Source organism: Rhodanobacter sp. BL-MT-08 (assembly GCF_054161255.1).
In genome coordinates, this window is sequence record NZ_CP167872.1 from 3,062,578 (window position 1) to 3,077,175 (window position 14,598).

At 63.7% G+C, this 14,598-nt stretch carries 14 protein-coding genes; 7 read left to right on the forward strand and 7 right to left on the reverse strand.

Annotation, left to right across the window (positions count from 1 at the left end; translation table 11 throughout):
- Positions 1 to 10 precede the first annotated feature (10 nt).
- Entirely contained in the window at positions 11 to 679 is a 669-nt protein-coding gene (gene can, locus ACDK93_RS13590; RefSeq protein ID WP_458069335.1) for a carbonate dehydratase, read from the forward strand.
- 322 nt (positions 680 to 1,001) lie between these two features.
- On the forward strand, positions 1,002 to 1,148 hold the full coding sequence (locus tag ACDK93_RS13595; protein WP_458069337.1) for a hypothetical protein: 147 nt from the start codon (positions 1,002 to 1,004) through the stop codon (positions 1,146 to 1,148).
- Between the two features lie 82 nt (positions 1,149 to 1,230).
- On the opposite strand, the gene hutG is transcribed toward ACDK93_RS13595, so the two are convergent.
- The 3 genes from hutG to ACDK93_RS13610 form a co-directional block, all read right to left on the reverse strand.
- Positions 1,231 to 2,010 (reverse strand): N-formylglutamate deformylase, encoded by a 780-nt coding sequence (gene hutG, locus ACDK93_RS13600; protein ID WP_458069338.1) that lies wholly within the window; start codon positions 2,008 to 2,010, stop codon positions 1,231 to 1,233.
- Between the two features lie 53 nt (positions 2,011 to 2,063).
- On the reverse strand, positions 2,064 to 3,413 hold the full coding sequence (gene gorA, locus ACDK93_RS13605; RefSeq protein WP_458069339.1) for a glutathione-disulfide reductase: 1,350 nt from the start codon (positions 3,411 to 3,413) through the stop codon (positions 2,064 to 2,066).
- Between the two features lie 96 nt (positions 3,414 to 3,509).
- Positions 3,510 to 4,769 carry an NAD(P)/FAD-dependent oxidoreductase gene (locus ACDK93_RS13610; RefSeq protein WP_458069341.1) on the reverse strand — a complete coding sequence of 420 codons (1,260 nt, stop codon included), beginning with the start codon at positions 4,767 to 4,769 and terminating at the stop codon, positions 3,510 to 3,512.
- 159 nt (positions 4,770 to 4,928) lie between these two features.
- Between ACDK93_RS13610 and ACDK93_RS13615 the strand changes: the two genes are divergently transcribed.
- The 3 genes from ACDK93_RS13615 (at position 4,929) to ACDK93_RS13625 (ending at position 7,233) form a co-directional block, all read left to right on the forward strand.
- Entirely contained in the window at positions 4,929 to 5,321 is a 393-nt protein-coding gene (locus ACDK93_RS13615) for a BlaI/MecI/CopY family transcriptional regulator (protein ID WP_458069342.1), read from the forward strand.
- Positions 5,318 to 6,598, forward strand: a complete 1,281-nt coding sequence (locus tag ACDK93_RS13620; protein ID WP_458069344.1) for a M56 family metallopeptidase — start codon at positions 5,318 to 5,320, stop codon at positions 6,596 to 6,598. Before ACDK93_RS13615 ends, ACDK93_RS13620 begins: the two co-directional genes overlap by 4 nt.
- A gap of 137 nt (positions 6,599 to 6,735) precedes the next feature.
- Complete coding sequence (locus ACDK93_RS13625; protein WP_458072467.1) at positions 6,736 to 7,233, forward strand: C40 family peptidase; 498 nt, start codon at positions 6,736 to 6,738, stop codon at positions 7,231 to 7,233.
- 66 nt (positions 7,234 to 7,299) lie between these two features.
- On the opposite strand, the gene ACDK93_RS13630 is transcribed toward ACDK93_RS13625, so the two are convergent.
- Positions 7,300 to 7,785 carry an FKBP-type peptidyl-prolyl cis-trans isomerase gene (locus tag ACDK93_RS13630; RefSeq protein WP_458069345.1) on the reverse strand — a complete coding sequence of 162 codons (486 nt, stop codon included), beginning with the start codon at positions 7,783 to 7,785 and terminating at the stop codon, positions 7,300 to 7,302.
- Positions 7,786 to 7,821: 36 nt separating this feature from the next.
- Positions 7,822 to 9,054: an MFS transporter gene (locus ACDK93_RS13635; protein ID WP_458069346.1), complete on the reverse strand. Its 1,233-nt coding sequence runs from the start codon at positions 9,052 to 9,054 to the stop codon at positions 7,822 to 7,824.
- 302 nt (positions 9,055 to 9,356) lie between these two features.
- Between ACDK93_RS13635 and ACDK93_RS13640 the strand changes: the two genes are divergently transcribed.
- The gene (locus tag ACDK93_RS13640) at positions 9,357 to 10,685 is read left to right on the forward strand and encodes a DEAD/DEAH box helicase (protein ID WP_458069348.1); all 1,329 of its coding nucleotides are present in this window, start codon (positions 9,357 to 9,359) and stop codon (positions 10,683 to 10,685) included.
- Positions 10,686 to 10,757: 72 nt separating this feature from the next.
- Here the strand turns inward: ACDK93_RS13640 and fghA are convergent, their stop codons facing one another.
- Positions 10,758 to 11,606 carry an S-formylglutathione hydrolase gene (gene fghA, locus ACDK93_RS13645; protein WP_458069349.1) on the reverse strand — a complete coding sequence of 283 codons (849 nt, stop codon included), beginning with the start codon at positions 11,604 to 11,606 and terminating at the stop codon, positions 10,758 to 10,760.
- A 5-nt stretch (positions 11,607 to 11,611) separates the two neighbouring features.
- A complete protein-coding gene (locus ACDK93_RS13650; RefSeq protein WP_458069350.1) occupies positions 11,612 to 12,361 on the reverse strand; it encodes an SDR family oxidoreductase in 750 nt (249 codons plus the stop codon).
- A gap of 153 nt (positions 12,362 to 12,514) precedes the next feature.
- Between ACDK93_RS13650 and ACDK93_RS13655 the strand changes: the two genes are divergently transcribed.
- A complete protein-coding gene (locus ACDK93_RS13655; RefSeq protein WP_458069352.1) occupies positions 12,515 to 14,506 on the forward strand; it encodes a DEAD/DEAH box helicase in 1,992 nt (663 codons plus the stop codon).
- Positions 14,507 to 14,598: the final 92 nt, after the last annotated feature.

Consider the following 14,598-nt stretch of genomic DNA (forward strand, 5'->3'; position numbering starts at 1 on the left):
GAGTCCCGCGTTGACCAACCCCCTGCAAGACTTGATCGAAGGCAACCGGCGCTGGTCTGCCGCAATGCGCGACGCCGATCCGAATTTTTTCAGGAACCTCGCCGAGCAGCAGTCGCCGAAATATCTGTGGATCGGCTGCTCCGATTCGCGCGTGCCGGCCACACAGATCGTCGATCTGCCGCCCGGCGAAATCTTCGTGCAGCGCAACGTCGCCAACGTGGTGTCGCACACTGATCTCAACTGCCTCAGCACCATCCAGTTTGCCGTCGACGTACTCAAGGTCGAGCACATCATCGTGGTCGGCCATTACGGCTGCGGCGGCGTTCAGGCCGTGCTCGATCAGCGCCGGATGGGGCTGGTCGACAACTGGCTGCGCCACGTTGGCGATGTCGCGCAGAGGCACGACATCATGCTGTCCGCGCTCGATACAATGAAACTTCGCAACATGCGCCTGTGCGAACTCAATTCGATCGAGCAGGTGGTCAACGTCTGCCACACCACGATGGTGATGGATGCGTGGGAACGTGGCCAGAAACTGTCTGTCCACGCCTGGTGCTACAGCCTGGACGACGGGCATATGCATGACCTGGACATGCATGTCGATGCGCGCGACGCACTCTGGCCAACCTATGCGAAGTCATTGCAGCGTCTCGATACGCTCGCCGGCAAATCCGGCTGAGCAAGTGCTGGCGTCAGCTCGTCGCCCCATCGTCCTGGCCGGGGTCCTTGCTCGCGCCGCCAACGGTGACCGTGCAAACAACATCTGGCAATAAAAAACCCCGCCTGATCCACCGGCGGGGTTTTTGATATACGCCTGTCGTGGGACAGGGGGCGCCAGGTATCAGCCAGCCGTCGACGCAGACGCGGGGGCAGCGGTCTTCTTGGCAGCTTTCTTGTGGGTCTTCGTCTTGTGTTTGGTGGTGTGAGCAGCCTTGGTGCTGGACGAAGCTGTCGGGGCGGAACTCGCCGCTGCCTGGGCTAACACAGAGCCGGAAAGAGCCATGCCAGCCACCAGCAGGGAAGCGATCGCAAGTTTACGCATCATGATGTTGGGCCTCGAAATGGGTGTCGCGATTCCGGCCGGAACCCGGCGTCTCGGTTGGCGCGACGAGATGACCTTAGCAGCAGCGGGGGGATACCAAGGCTGAACAAAATACGGGAAATTCACGGTGAAACGGACGCAAAATATTGACTTTCCGAAGCGTTAACCTGAAGCGAAATAACTTGCGCTCAGGCCAGCGTCGCCTGCAGCAAACGGGCGATCACATCCTGCACCTGCGAGGCTTTTTCCACATCGTAGGTGAAGCTTTCCTCATCCATATAGTTGATCTGGGCCAGCTCCAGTTGCACCGTTTGCACGCCGGCATCTGGTTCGCCGTAATGCCGGGTGATGTAGCCCCCTTTGAACCGTCCGTTGACGGCAAAGGTGAAGCGCGACTGGGCTTCGAGCTCTTGCTTGAGCCGGTGCTGCAGTGACTCGTCGCAGCTCGCGCCGGCGGCGGTACCCAGATTGAAATCAGGCAGCCTGCCATCGAACAGCATTGGCACGTGGCTGCGGATGGAGTGACCCTCCCACAGCACCACGCGGCCGTGTTCAGCGCACAGGCGCGCAATTTCCTGCGTCAACGTCCGATGATAGGGCTCCCAGAATTCGTTTACGCGCCGTTGCACTTCAGCACCGTCAGGCTCGCAGCCATCCAGATAAAGCGCCTCTCCGTTGAAGCCGATCGTCGGGACCAGACCGGTCTCGCGCTGACCGGGATAAAGCGCGCGGCCGTCGGCCGGACGATTCAAATCGATGACGTAACGCGACGCCCTGGGCTTCAGCACGCTGGCGCCGAACTGCAGGGCTAGCGGTCCGTAGAGGCGGCCAACGTGCCAGTCGGTATCGCGCGAAGAACGCGCGGCGGGGTGCATCCGCGCGGCAATCTCGTCCGGGATGAAGCTGCCGTCGTGCGGCAAGCTGATCAACAAAGGCACACTGCCGCGATGAAGAGTGAGGTTTTCCATACGGGCATTCTAAAGCCGACCGGCGATCGAAGCCGCGAGCGCCGGTGGCGTGGTCAGCCCATGACCAGCAGCTCTTCGGCCACCGTCGGATGAATCGCCACGGCCATTTCCAGATCGCGCTTGCGCAGGCCCAGTTTCATGGCGACGGCAAAACCCTGCAGCATCTCGTCGGTGCCCGGGCCAAGCAGATGGATGCCGAGCACGCGCTCGTGCTCACCCACACAAACTAGCTTCATCAGGCTCGGCTCCCTGCGCTCGACCAGCATGAACTGCATCGGAGTGAAATGACTGCGGTAAATTCTCGTCGCGTCGCCGTACCGTTTGCGCGCCTGCTCCTCGCTCAGCCCGACGCTGCCCAGCGGGGGGTCGGAAAACACAACGCTCGGTATTACCTCACCATCGTTGAAGCCGTCTGCTTGACCGCCGAAAAGGCGATCGGCGAGCCGTCGTCCGTTGGCCACGGCGACCGGCGTCAGCGCCTTGTCCGGCGTGACGTCGCCCACCGCATAGACACCGGGCACGCTGGTGTTCTGCTGCGCGTCGACCGGCACGTGGCCGGAACCGTCGGTGGCCAAGCCGATCACGTCCAGTCCCAGGCTTTCGCTGTTCGGCACGCGGCCCACGGCCCACAGCACGGCATCGTAAGGGCCGCGTGATCCGGCGTCGGCATCGTCCAGAATGACGCCTTCGGCTGTCCGTCGGGCACTTTTTATCGCACTCTTGGTATCGATAAAAATACCTTGCGCCTGCATTTTCTCTCGCAGCGCATCGACCATCTCGACATCAAAATTTTTCAGCAGCCGCTCGACTGCCAGCACCTCCACTTCGGCGCCGAGGGCGTTGAGCAGGCCGGCAAATTCCACCGCGATATAACCGCCGCCAACCACAGCCACGCGGCGCGGCATGGATTCCAGGGAAAACATGTCGTCCGACAGCAGTCCGAGCTCGAAACCCGGCAGATCGAGCGTCCGTGGTCGTGCACCGGTGGCGATCACGATATGCGCCGCCTGCAGCCGCGCGCCGTCGGCCAGCTCGACGGTATCGGCGGCGGCGAAGCGAGCCATCCGATACGCCACGTCGATGTGCTTTTCTTTCAGCCGCTTGGCATAGCGTTCGTTGATACCTGCAATGTAACGGTCGCGCTGATGGCGAAAGTGCGCCCAGTCCAGCGCACCGGGTTTGGAGTCAAAACCGAATTCCACCGCCAACCGCTGCGCCTGCGCCAGCTGCGCGGATAACCACAGACTTTTCTTGGGTACACAGCCACGATTGACGCAGGTCCCACCCAATGCCATCGCGGGATCGACCAACGCGACGCGAGCTCCATGACGCGCCGCGCGAAATGCCACCGACAATCCGCCCGAGCCCGCACCCAATACGATCACGTCATACGTTGCATTCATGGGTGCGCTCTTTGATCTGGAATTTACACGCTAGCGTGTGACGCGCGAAGCCGATGTCAGATTGAACGACGTGCCCGCACAAAAGTCGCCAACTCGCTAGAGTCCGAATCGCGCCGGCGCGTATGGGGACGCGTCGACCGGCGAACCTTGGCCTGCAAGCATGGACGCCACCAGCTCGGCCGTACCCGTCGACATGCTGACACCGAGCATGCCGTGGCCCGTTGCCAGCAAGAGATTGGACCAGCGCGCGCTGCGGCCGATGATCGGCAGCTCGTCCACGCTCATCGGCCGCCAGCCCCACCATTCCTCCAAAAGCTGCGGACCTTCCGGCTCGCGCAGGCCTGCTTCCGCGCCGCGTCGCAGCGCGTCGATGCGGGTGCGATTGAGGCCTTCGGCATAACCGGAAAACTCCATCGTGCTGCCCAGCCGATAGCCGCTGTTCCAGGTCGTGACGCAAACGGAGGCCTCGCGCAGCACCAGCGTGTGACGCGGGGCCAGTGCCGGCCGGGTGTAGGTCAGCGAATACCCCTTGCCCGGCTGCATCGGCAGCCGCATACCGAGCTTCTTCGACAGCAGCGGCGACCACGCGCCCAGCGCCAGCAGCACGCTGTCGCCTTCGAACGCACCCCGACTCGTGATGACCTGACGGATGCGACCTTCGCCGGTTGCGAAGTCATCGATGCGCGCGTTTGTTTCGATGAGGCCGCCACGTTCAATTACGCGCCGCGCCAGTTCCGCCGCGTAATGGTCCGGCCGCAGTCGCGCGTCACCCGGATGAAACAGGCCGCCAGCGACACCCGGTTTCAGGGCGGGCTCCAGCGTCTCGACGTCATCGCCGCGCAGCCGCTGCACCTCGACACCGAGGCGATCGAGTACCGCCGCATGATGGTGCTCGTCCGCCGCCTGCTTTGCGACCGTGCGGTAGGCGTAGAGCACGCCGGATTCGGCGAATTCGCAATGCAGCTTTTCGTTGTGCACCAGCTCGGCCAGCAGCTGGCGCGAGCGCTGCAGGATGGCAAGGCGCGCTGAAGCGGCATGATGGAAATCGCGCCAGTTGCAGCGCCTGGCAAACCCCAGCAGCCAGCGCAGGCGTGGACCGTCGACGCGCGGATTGAGATACAGCGGCGCATCCGTCTTGAGCATCGAGCGCAGCGCCACGCCGATCATGCCCGGCATGGCCAGCGGCGCTGCATGGCTGGGGGTAATCGTGCCGCAGTTGCCGTGCGAGCTGCCGCAACCCGGCGTGCCCTGCTCCAGCACGCGCACGCTCGCGCCCGCTTTCAGCAGATACAGCGCGCACGCCAGCCCGATGACGCCGCCGCCAAGAATCAGCACATCGCTGCGTGAATCGCTCATGGCTGCAGTCTAACGCCCGGCTCGCGGCTGAATCACGTCTTCGCATACCCCGCATGCTGCGCCCCGCATTCAGGACTTGCATCCTAAATATTACGAGCGTAATCTCAATGACGACTACACGCGTAATCTTTCATAACGCCGATCGGAACGGGAGCCATCATGTCATCGCCATCGATTGCCATAAGCGACGCCGAGAGCCGCGTGATGGAGGTGCTGTGGCAGACCTCGCCGCTGGCCTCTGAAGACATCGTCGCCGCGTTGTCTGAGCCGACCGGCTGGCACGAAAAAACCATCAAGACCCTGCTCAACCGCCTGCTGGGCAAGGGTGCCGTCAGCGCCGAGAAAGACGGCCGGCGTTATCTGTATTCACCACTGCTGCGCCGTGAGGACTGGCAGCAGCGCGAAAGCCGCAGCCTGCTCGACCGCGTGTTCGGCGGCAAGGTGGCGCCGCTGCTGGCGCATTTCAGCCAGCACGAAAAGCTGACAGCGAAGGACGTGGCCGAGCTGCGCAAGCTGATCGACGCCATTGACAAGAAAGGGCGCCGGTCATGATCGATATGCTGCTTTATGTCAGCGTGGGTTTGCTGCTTGTGCTGGTCTGTCGCAAGCCGGCGCGGCGGTTCTTTGGTGCTGGTCCGGCGTTCACCTTGTGGCTCTTGCCGTTGCTGCTGGCGACGCTGCCATATTGGCCTGCCGTGCCAGCCACCTGGGCGGTAACGCCGACTATTCTGGTGCTTCCTGCGGCGCGCACGCTCATGGCGCAGGCCTCGCCTTCGCTATCGGCGATGCACTGGGCCGTGATGCTCTGGGCCTCCGGCGCGCTGTTGTGCGCCATCCGCCTGATCGTTCATTACTGGCGACTGATGCGCGAAGCCAAACCGCTTCCCGCCGACATGGCACAAGCGCTGCCATTCGATCAGGTCGATATACGTCGGCTGCGCCTGCACTCGAATGGCCCCGCGGTGCTCTGGGCGCCGCGCAGCCTGCTGTTGCTGCCGCCGGATTTTTTCGATCGCTTCGGCCGCGCCGAACAGCGCCTCGTGCTGCGCCACGAACTGGCGCATCTGCGCCGCGGCGATACCTGGTGGAACCTGTTTGCTGAACTGGCGCTGGCCTTGCTCTGGTTTCATCCGCTGGCCTGGCTGGCCATGCCGCGTTTTCGCCTGGATCAGGAGCTGGCCTGTGACGAACGCGTCCTGCGCCAGTGGCCGCAGGACGAAACCGCTTACGCCAGCACCCTGCTGCACAGCATTGGCGTGCACTCAGCGCCCGCGGTTATTCCCTGGCTCGCCGAGCCCCAACTGAAGGAGCGACTGACCATGATTCAACGACTTCGTCCCGGCGCGCTGCGTCGGCGTGTGGGCTTTATCGGGCTGGCTTCGCTGATGCTCGGTAGTGCGATCGTGGCGCGGGCTGCGGGGAGTGACCACACTAACCAGAACGCCGAGGCAGAACTCAGCTATAACGCAACTGTACGTCCGCAGTATCCGGCTGACGCCATAAAACATCACGAGCAGGGAACGGTGATCTTGACCGCGCTTGTTGGCACCGACGGCAAGGTAGATCAAATCAAGGTCGATCCGACAACGCAGGCTTCACCAGCCCTGATCAAGGCCGCAAGCGATGCCGTCGCCCAGTGGCACTTCAATCCGGCGATGAAAAACGGCAGACCGGTTGCTTCGTACGCGAGGGTGCCGGTCAACTTTGCTATGACCAAGCCACCGGCAGAACCGCCTGCGGATCTACCGCCTCCACCGCCACCAGCACCACCGGTTCCACCACCCCCACCACCGCCACTGGCCCCGTCACATGCCTCGCCCAGTCTCTGAGAACTTCCTTATAAGCCATTGATTTGATAACCTCGGCGCCTCACTTGTCGAGGTTCTTTATGCGCCAGGATCCTGCCGTCCGTTTTGCGCATGCGCTGCCGTCATGGCGGACCGCTCGCCGCATTGTTCTTGCGGGCATGCTTGGCCTGCTGGCCGCCTGCTCCAGCGCGCCGCATCGGCGCGAAGCGACGTTCAAGGACTCGCATTCATTGCTGGCCGACCTGCCGGCCCGCGCGCCGTCGACGGCCAGCGCCGGAACGGCAAATGACGTGCTGTTTCGCGCCATCGCCCTGGTCGGCACGCCGTATCGCTGGGGCGGCAATACGCCCGACGGCGGCTTCGATTGCAGCGGCCTCGTGGACTACATCTACCGCAACGCCGCCGACCTGCTGCTGCCGCACAGCTCGCGCGAGATGGCCGCCATGAGCGGCGAAAAGGTTCGGCAGATGGCCGATCTGGCCAGCGGCGATCTGGTTTTTTTCGGCGGCAGCGGCGGCGTCAGCCACGTCGGGGTGTATGTCGGCAAGGGGCGTTTCGTGCATGCGCCGAACAGCGGCGGCACGGTGCGGCTGGATGACATCGACGGCCCATACTGGCGCGATCATTTTGTTTACGGCAAGCGGTTGCTGGATTGAGCCCATATCAAATTTCACAAAAAAACGGCGCTCAACGGCGCCGTTTTTTATGCGCGATACAAACGATCAGTGCGCGGCGGCGTCCGGCGCATGCGCATGGCCGTGCTGCAGCTCTTCCTCGGTCGCATCGCGCACGTCGGTCACGCTGACGTCGAAATGCAGATCCTTGCCGGCCATCGGATGGTTGAGGTCCACGTCGATCGTGCTCATGCCGACCTTGTGCACCGTCACCGCGCGCTGGCCGCCTTCCTTCAGCTGCAGGATCGTGACCATGCCGGCCTTCAGACGATTGGCCTGCGGAAAGTATTTTTTCGACATGCGCTGGATCTGGCCTTCCTGCCGCTCGCCGTAGCCGTCGGCAGCCGCCACGTCCACTTCCAGCGTGTCGCCGGCCTCGTGGCCCTCCAGCGCCTTTTCCAGACCCGGAATCAGCTGACCATGGCCCAGCAGCACCCACAGCTGCTGTTCGCGATCGTGCGAACTCTCGACCTTCTCACCGTCGACCGTCAGCGTGTAGTGGAGTGCGATGACCTTGTCCTTCCCAGCCTTCATTGCCTGTCTCTCGAATGATGAAAGACTACGATTCTATCAGGTGACCTCTTTCTCGAAATCCAGCCCGCGCGCTTCCGGCCCCAGCCAGACCAGCAGCGCCAGAATGACCGCCACCACGGCAATCCAGAGCGACATCGCGAAAGCAAAGTCGTGACCGTGCCGGTCCGCAATCCAGGTCTGCGCCGTTGCCGTGCCTGCCGCCAGCAGATTGCCCATCTGGTAGGCAAAACCCGGCAGCGTGGCGCGCATGGGTCCCGGCGACAGCTCATTGAGGTGGGTCGGCACCACGCCCCAGGCGCCCTGTACCATCACCTGGATCAGGAACGCGCCCAGGCCCAGCAGCAGCAGCGAACCGCCGTACGCCCACAGCGGGATCACCGGAATCGCCAGCAGCGCGGCGATGATCATTGCCTTGCGCCGGCCGATGCGCTCGGACAGCACGCCGAAAAACAGCCCGCCGACCAGGGCGCCCAGATTGAGCAGCGCGACCAGCATGAAGGCGGTGCCGGAGCTGGTATCCAGATGCAGGTTGACCTCTTCAAAGGTGTGGTACATGTCCTGCGAGCCGTGGCTGAACATGTTGAACGCGGCCATCAGCAGCATCAGGTAAATGCCGAGCTTCCAGTGCCCGCGCATGGATTCGCGCAGCGTCTGCTTTTGCCGCGTGGCCTTGCCACTTTCCCATACCGGCGACTCCGGCACGCTGCGGCGGATATACAGCACCAGCAGCGCCGGCACCGCGCCGACGATGAACAAGCCACGCCAGCCGATGTGATCGACCAGCAGCCAGTTCGCCAGCGCCGCGAGGAAAAAGCCGCACGGGTAACCGCTCTGCAGCAGCCCGGAAATCAGGCCCCGTGACTTGGCCGGAATCGACTCCATCGCCAGCGAGGCGCCGATACCCCATTCGCCGCCCATCGCAACGCCGAACAGAAAACGCAGCACCAGCAGCACGGTCAGCGACGGCGACAACGCGGTCGCCAGTTCGAACACCGAGAACAGGATGATGTCGAGCATCAGAATCGGCCGGCGGCCAAAACGGTCGGCCAGCCGTCCGAACAGCAGCGCGCCGATGGGGCGCGCCGCCAGAGTCAAGAACAAGCCGTAGGTCACGGCCTTGTTGTCGACGCCAAACTCCTTGGCCACACCGACGATGACGAAGGTCAGCAGAAAATAGTCGAACGCATCGAGCGTCCATCCAAGAAAACTGGCGAGCACGGTATGCCGCTGGGTGTGGTTGAGTTCCCGCAGGGGCGCAAGCAGCGACATCTGGCTTTCCTTGAATTCAATCGACGAATAGCCTTTATCGTATGCCCCACGGGCATCTCGTTTGCAACGCTAAAGATGAAGATTTCGCACAAGTAATCGTCGAACCCGTTAGCGAACGTCAGTGTTGCGCGCAGACGTTGCCCGGCAGCTCTTTTGCTTCGCTGCAACAAAAAACAAGCGCGACGATGGTTCTCGCGCTATACTTGGCGGCGAGGTCGTTCTGACTTCAGCGGCATCCGCCGCATCTATCCCCAAGTCTGCAACACGGTATGAACACTCCGGGTTGCTCAGGAGTGTTATTCATGTCTTTCGATTCGCTGGGCCTTGCGCCCGCGTTGTTGCGTGCGCTTGCCGATTACGGCTACACCAAACCCACCCCGATCCAGGCCGCCGCGATTCCAGCCGCGCTGGAAGGTCACGACCTGCTCGCCGCCGCGCAAACCGGCACTGGCAAAACGGCCGCTTTCGTTCTTCCCCTGCTGCAGCGTCTGTCGACCAGCGGCCAGACCATGACGCGCCGTCCGCGTGCGCTCATTCTCACCCCGACCCGAGAGCTGGCAGCCCAGGTTCACGAGAACCTGCGCGACTACGGCAAGCACATCCAGGTCAGCGCCACCACGATCTTCGGCGGCGTCAGCATGGGCCCGCAGATCAACGCGCTGCGCCGCGGCGTCGACGTGGTCATCGCCACGCCGGGTCGTTTGATGGATCACATGCAGCAGCGCACGCTGGATCTGTCCGGTGTCGAGACGCTGATCCTTGACGAAGCCGACCGCATGCTCGACATGGGCTTTCTGCCGGCGCTGAAGCGCATTCTGGCGGCGCTGCCGAAGAAGCGTCATACGATGCTGTTCTCGGCCACGTTCGCTCCGGCGATCAAGGCGCTGGCGATGGAGTTCATGCACAACCCGAAAGAGATTTCGGTCTCCGCGCCGAACACCGTCACCACCCTGGTCAGCCACCAGGTGCATCCGGTCGACGCCGCGAAAAAGGGCGACTTGCTGCTGCATCTGCTGTCGGTCGACAGCCGTCGCCAGTCGCTGGTGTTCAGCCGCACCAAGCATGGCGCCGACAAGCTGGTCACCTTTCTCAATGCCTCGGGCCTACGCTCCGCCGCGATCCACGGCAACAAGAGCCAGAACGCACGTACCCGCGCCCTGAGCGATTTCAAGAGCGGCCGCATCACCGTGCTGGTGGCCACCGATATCGCCGCGCGCGGTATCGATATCGACCAGCTGCCGATCGTGATCAACTTCGATCTGCCGTCGGTGGCCGAGGACTACGTGCATCGCATCGGCCGCACCGGTCGCGCCGGCATGGAAGGCCTGGCGATTTCGCTGGTCAGCCACGACGAGAGCGGCCTGCTGCACGACATCCGCAAACTGCTGAAGCAGGACATCGCGATCAACCCGGTGCCCGGCTACGAGCCCTCCGCACCGCTGCGACTGGATGCGGGCGCGCCGCGTCCGAAGCAGGGTGGCGGCGGCGGTCAGCGCCAGTCGCGCGCGCCGCGCCAGGGCAAGCCGGCCGGTTCCGCACGTCCCGCGGGCTACGCGCCGCAGGGCCGTGGCGATCATGCCGCCGGCAACCAGCGCCGTCGTTCGAACCAGCGGCCAGCCGCCAAGGCCTGAGTTGGTTTGATGTGAGCTAAAAAAAAGCGACCTTCGGGTCGCTTTTTTTTATCACGACCAGCAACTGCCGGATCACGAATCGGCCAGCGCCGCCGCGTGATGACGGATGTGGTCTTCCATGAAGGTCGAGATAAACCAGTAGCTGTGGTCGTAGCCAGCCTGCCGGCGCAGCAACAGCGCCTGCCCGGCCTCGGCGCAGGCCTGGTCGAACAGCTCCGGTTTCAGCTGGCCTTCCAGAAACTGATCGGCCTCGCCCTGATCGATCAGGATGGTGCCAGGGAACGTTTGTTTTCGCACCAGCTCGCAGGCGTCGTAGGCAGCCCAGGTCGAGGTGTCGTCGCTGAGATAGCGCGGCAGCGCCTTCAGCCCCCACGGCACCTGGCTGGGCGCGACGATGGGGGCGAACGCGGACACCGAGCGGTAGCGCTGCGGATTTTTCAGCGCAATGGTCAAGGCGCCATGCCCGCCCATCGAATGGCCGAAGATGCTGCTGCGCGATGCATCGACCGGAAAGTTTTCCGCGATAAGAGCCGGCAGCTCGTCGACGATGTAGCTGTACATGCGGAAGTTCTTCGACCAGGGCGCCTGCGTGGCGTCGAGGTAAAAACCGGCGCCTTCACCGAACTCCCAGTCGCCGGTGGCGCCTTCAATATTGGTGCCGCGCGGGCTGGTATCGGGCATCACCAGGATCAGTCCCAGCTTGGCAGCCACCCGCTGCGCGCCGGCCTTGATGGTGGCGGTTTCTTCGGTGCAGGTAAGCCCGGCCAGGTAATACAGCACGGGGCAAGGCCCTTTTTCGGCCTGCGGCGGCTGATACACCGCCAAACGCATCGGCCCCGCGCACGCGGTCGAGTCATGCCGGTAAATGCCCTGCACGCCGCCGAAGCTGCGCTGTTCGGAGATTTTCTCGAGGGTGCTCATGGCGGCTATCGCTCCTGGTCGGTGGGTCGCATCAGTATTTCATTGATGTTGACGTGCGCTGGCTGGCTGACGCAGAACACAATCGCTTCGGCGACATTCTCCGGCTGCAGCTGCCGTAAGGTGTCGGCCCAGGCGTTGATGGTCTTCTTCACCTCCGCGTGGCCGATGTGATCGCGCAGTTCGGTCGCCACCAGCCCGGGCTCGATCACGCTGACGCGGATATTGTGCTGGTAGACCTCACGTCGTAGCGCCTCCGAAAAGCCAACGACGCCGAACTTGCTGGCCGAATAGCCGGCCGAGTTGGGATTGGCGATGCGCCCGGCGGTGGATGCCACATTGACGATATGCCCTTCGCGCCGCTTCGTCATGCCCGCCAGAGCCGCCTGCGACGAGGCGATCAGGCTAAGCACGTTCAGTTCCAGCATGCGGCGCCAACGCCCCAGGTCGGCCTCGGCGACAGGCTCCAGATACATCACGCCCGCATTGTTGATGAGGATATCGAGCTGACCGAAGTGCGCCTCGGTGTCGGCAACGATGCGCTGTGCCGCCTGTCCGTCGAGCAGATCGGCCACAAGTACCAGCGGCTGCGCGCCCAGCTCTCGCAGGCGCGCAGCCAGTGCCTGCAGGCGATCGTCGCGCCGCGCGGCAATCGCCACCTTGGCGCCCGCTTCGGCCAACGCCAGCGCGGTCGCCTCGCCGATGCCGGAGGAAGCGCCGGTAATCAGCGCCACGCGGTCCTTGAGTCGAGGGTGCATGCTTTCTCCCAGGGAATATTGGAATGTTGGTGCAATGGATTAGCACAAAGCCGCGCCAGGACGCATGTTGCAGCGGGCCTTGACGCGAGGGGCTGTTACAATAGAGCTCTTCTTACACCCTTGCATGCCCTCTGCATGACATCGAAGGCTCCCATGTCCCCCGCGTCCCCCGATTCCACCCCGGCTACTGCTGCCGATTTCAACACTCTTGGCCTCCCCCCCGAGGTGATCCGCGTTCTCAGTGACGTCGGCTACGAGTCGCCCTCGCCGATCCAGGCCGCCACCATTCCGCCGCTGATGGAGGGCCGAGACGTGCTGGGTCAGGCGCAGACCGGCACCGGCAAGACCGCCGCGTTCGCGCTGCCGATCCTGTCGCGCATCCATCCGCGCGCCGGCAAGCCGCAGGCGCTGGTGCTGGCACCCACGCGCGAATTGGCCATCCAGGTGGCCGAAGCGTTTCAGCGCTACGCCGCGCATATTCCCGGCTTCCAGGTGCTGCCGATTTACGGCGGCCAGAGCTACGGCCCCCAGCTGCATTCGCTCAAGCGCGGCGTGCACGTCGTGGTCGGCACGCCGGGCCGGGTGATCGATCATCTGGACAAGGGCACGCTGGATCTGTCCGAGCTGCGCTTCCTGGTGCTGGATGAAGCCGATGAAATGCTGCGCATGGGCTTTATCGACGACGTCGAGAAAGTGCTGCAGGCTACCCCGCCGGAGCGCCAGGTCGCGCTGTTTTCCGCGACCATGCCGTCGGTGATCCGCAAGATCGCGCAAAAGCATCTGAAGGACCCGGTCGAAATCACGATCAAGTCGTCGACCACCACGGCGCCGAACATCCGCCAGCGTTACTGGTTTGTCAGCGGCATCCACAAGCTCGATGCGTTGACCCGTATCCTCGAGGCCGAGCCGTTCGATGCGATGATCATCTTCGCGCGCACCAAGCAGGCCACCGAAGAGCTGGCCGGCAAGCTGCAGGCGCGCGGCCTGGCGGCGGCTGCGATCAACGGCGACATTGCGCAGGCGCAGCGCGAGCGGGTGGTGCAGCAGCTGAAAGACGGCAAGCTCGACATCCTCGTCGCTACCGACGTCGCCGCACGCGGCCTCGACGTGGATCGCATCAGCCACGTATTCAACTACGACATTCCGTACGACACCGAAAGCTACGTGCACCGCATCGGCCGCACCGGTCGCGCCGGTCGCAGCGGCGAGGCGATCCTGTTCGTCAGCCCGCGCGAGCGCGGCATGCTCGGCGCGATCGAGCGCGCCACGCGTCAGCCGATCGAGCAGATGCAGCTGCCGTCGGTCGATGTGGTCAACGATGTGCGCATCGGCAAGTTCAAGCAGCGCATCAGCGACATGCTGGCGCAGGGCGATCTGGGCGAGTTCCAGAAGCTGATCGAGCAGTACGAGCAGGAGCACAACGTGCCGGCGATCGAAATCGCCGCCGCACTGGCGCGCATTGCCCAGGGCGATCAGCCGCTGCTGCTGGCGCCGCCGCCGAAGCGCGAAAAGTACGAGTCGGCGCCGCGCGAAAGTTCGTCGCAGGAGAGGCCTACACACGATAACGGCCGGCACGATAACGGCAGGCATGAACGCGCCTCGTCGGATCGCCCAACGCGCGATCGGCCAACGGGCGAACGTCGTCCGCCGTCGGATCGCGACAGCGCCAGCAGTCGTCCTGCGCGTGATTTCCAGTCGCGCGAGTCTTCCTCACACGACGGCGGGCCGTCGCGCGAGTTCGGCAATCGTCCGGTTCGCGCGCACGCCACCGAGGAAGGCAAGCGCACGTATCGCGTCGAAGTCGGCCACGAGCACGGCGTGAAGCCGGGCAATATCATCGGCGCCATCGCCAACGAGGCCGGTCTGGAAAGCCAGTTCATCGGCCGACTCAGCATTCGCGACCACTACAGCCTGATCGACCTGCCGGACGGCATGCCGAAGGAAGTGTTCGAGCATCTGAAAAAGGTCTGGGTGGTGCAGCAGCAGTTGCGCATCCATGAGTGGGACGGCAACGACACCGCCTCCAGCAGCGCGACGCCGGCACGCAAGCCGGGCGGTTCGGGCAAGCCCGGTTTCAAGCCCGGTGGTCCGAAGTCCGGCGGCTTCAAGCCGGGCGGCGGCAAGCCACCGCATCGCAAGCCGTAATCCAAAGCTAGACCGAAAGCCGCAGCACACGCTGCGGCTTTTTTATTTCGCCAACCCTGCGCTCTCGGATTGTTCCGATCGCGCGACGGATC

Coding starts and splice junctions, on each gene's coding strand:
- ACDK93_RS13595 (WP_458069337.1), top strand. CDS start 1,002: ATGCCAGCCACCAGCAGGGAAGCGATCGCAAGTTTACGCATCATGATG.
- hutG (WP_458069338.1), bottom strand. CDS start 2,010: ATGGAAAACCTCACTCTTCATCGCGGCAGTGTGCCTTTGTTGATCAGC.
- gorA (WP_458069339.1), bottom strand. CDS start 3,413: ATGAATGCAACGTATGACGTGATCGTATTGGGTGCGGGCTCGGGCGGA.
- ACDK93_RS13610 (WP_458069341.1), bottom strand. CDS start 4,769: ATGAGCGATTCACGCAGCGATGTGCTGATTCTTGGCGGCGGCGTCATC.
- ACDK93_RS13615 (WP_458069342.1), top strand. CDS start 4,929: ATGTCATCGCCATCGATTGCCATAAGCGACGCCGAGAGCCGCGTGATG.
- ACDK93_RS13620 (WP_458069344.1), top strand. CDS start 5,318: ATGATCGATATGCTGCTTTATGTCAGCGTGGGTTTGCTGCTTGTGCTG.
- ACDK93_RS13625 (WP_458072467.1), top strand. CDS start 6,736: ATGCTTGGCCTGCTGGCCGCCTGCTCCAGCGCGCCGCATCGGCGCGAA.
- ACDK93_RS13630 (WP_458069345.1), bottom strand. CDS start 7,785: ATGAAGGCTGGGAAGGACAAGGTCATCGCACTCCACTACACGCTGACG.
- ACDK93_RS13635 (WP_458069346.1), bottom strand. CDS start 9,054: ATGTCGCTGCTTGCGCCCCTGCGGGAACTCAACCACACCCAGCGGCAT.
- ACDK93_RS13640 (WP_458069348.1), top strand. CDS start 9,357: ATGTCTTTCGATTCGCTGGGCCTTGCGCCCGCGTTGTTGCGTGCGCTT.
- fghA (WP_458069349.1), bottom strand. CDS start 11,606: ATGAGCACCCTCGAGAAAATCTCCGAACAGCGCAGCTTCGGCGGCGTG.
- ACDK93_RS13650 (WP_458069350.1), bottom strand. CDS start 12,361: ATGCACCCTCGACTCAAGGACCGCGTGGCGCTGATTACCGGCGCTTCC.
- ACDK93_RS13655 (WP_458069352.1), top strand. CDS start 12,515: ATGTCCCCCGCGTCCCCCGATTCCACCCCGGCTACTGCTGCCGATTTC.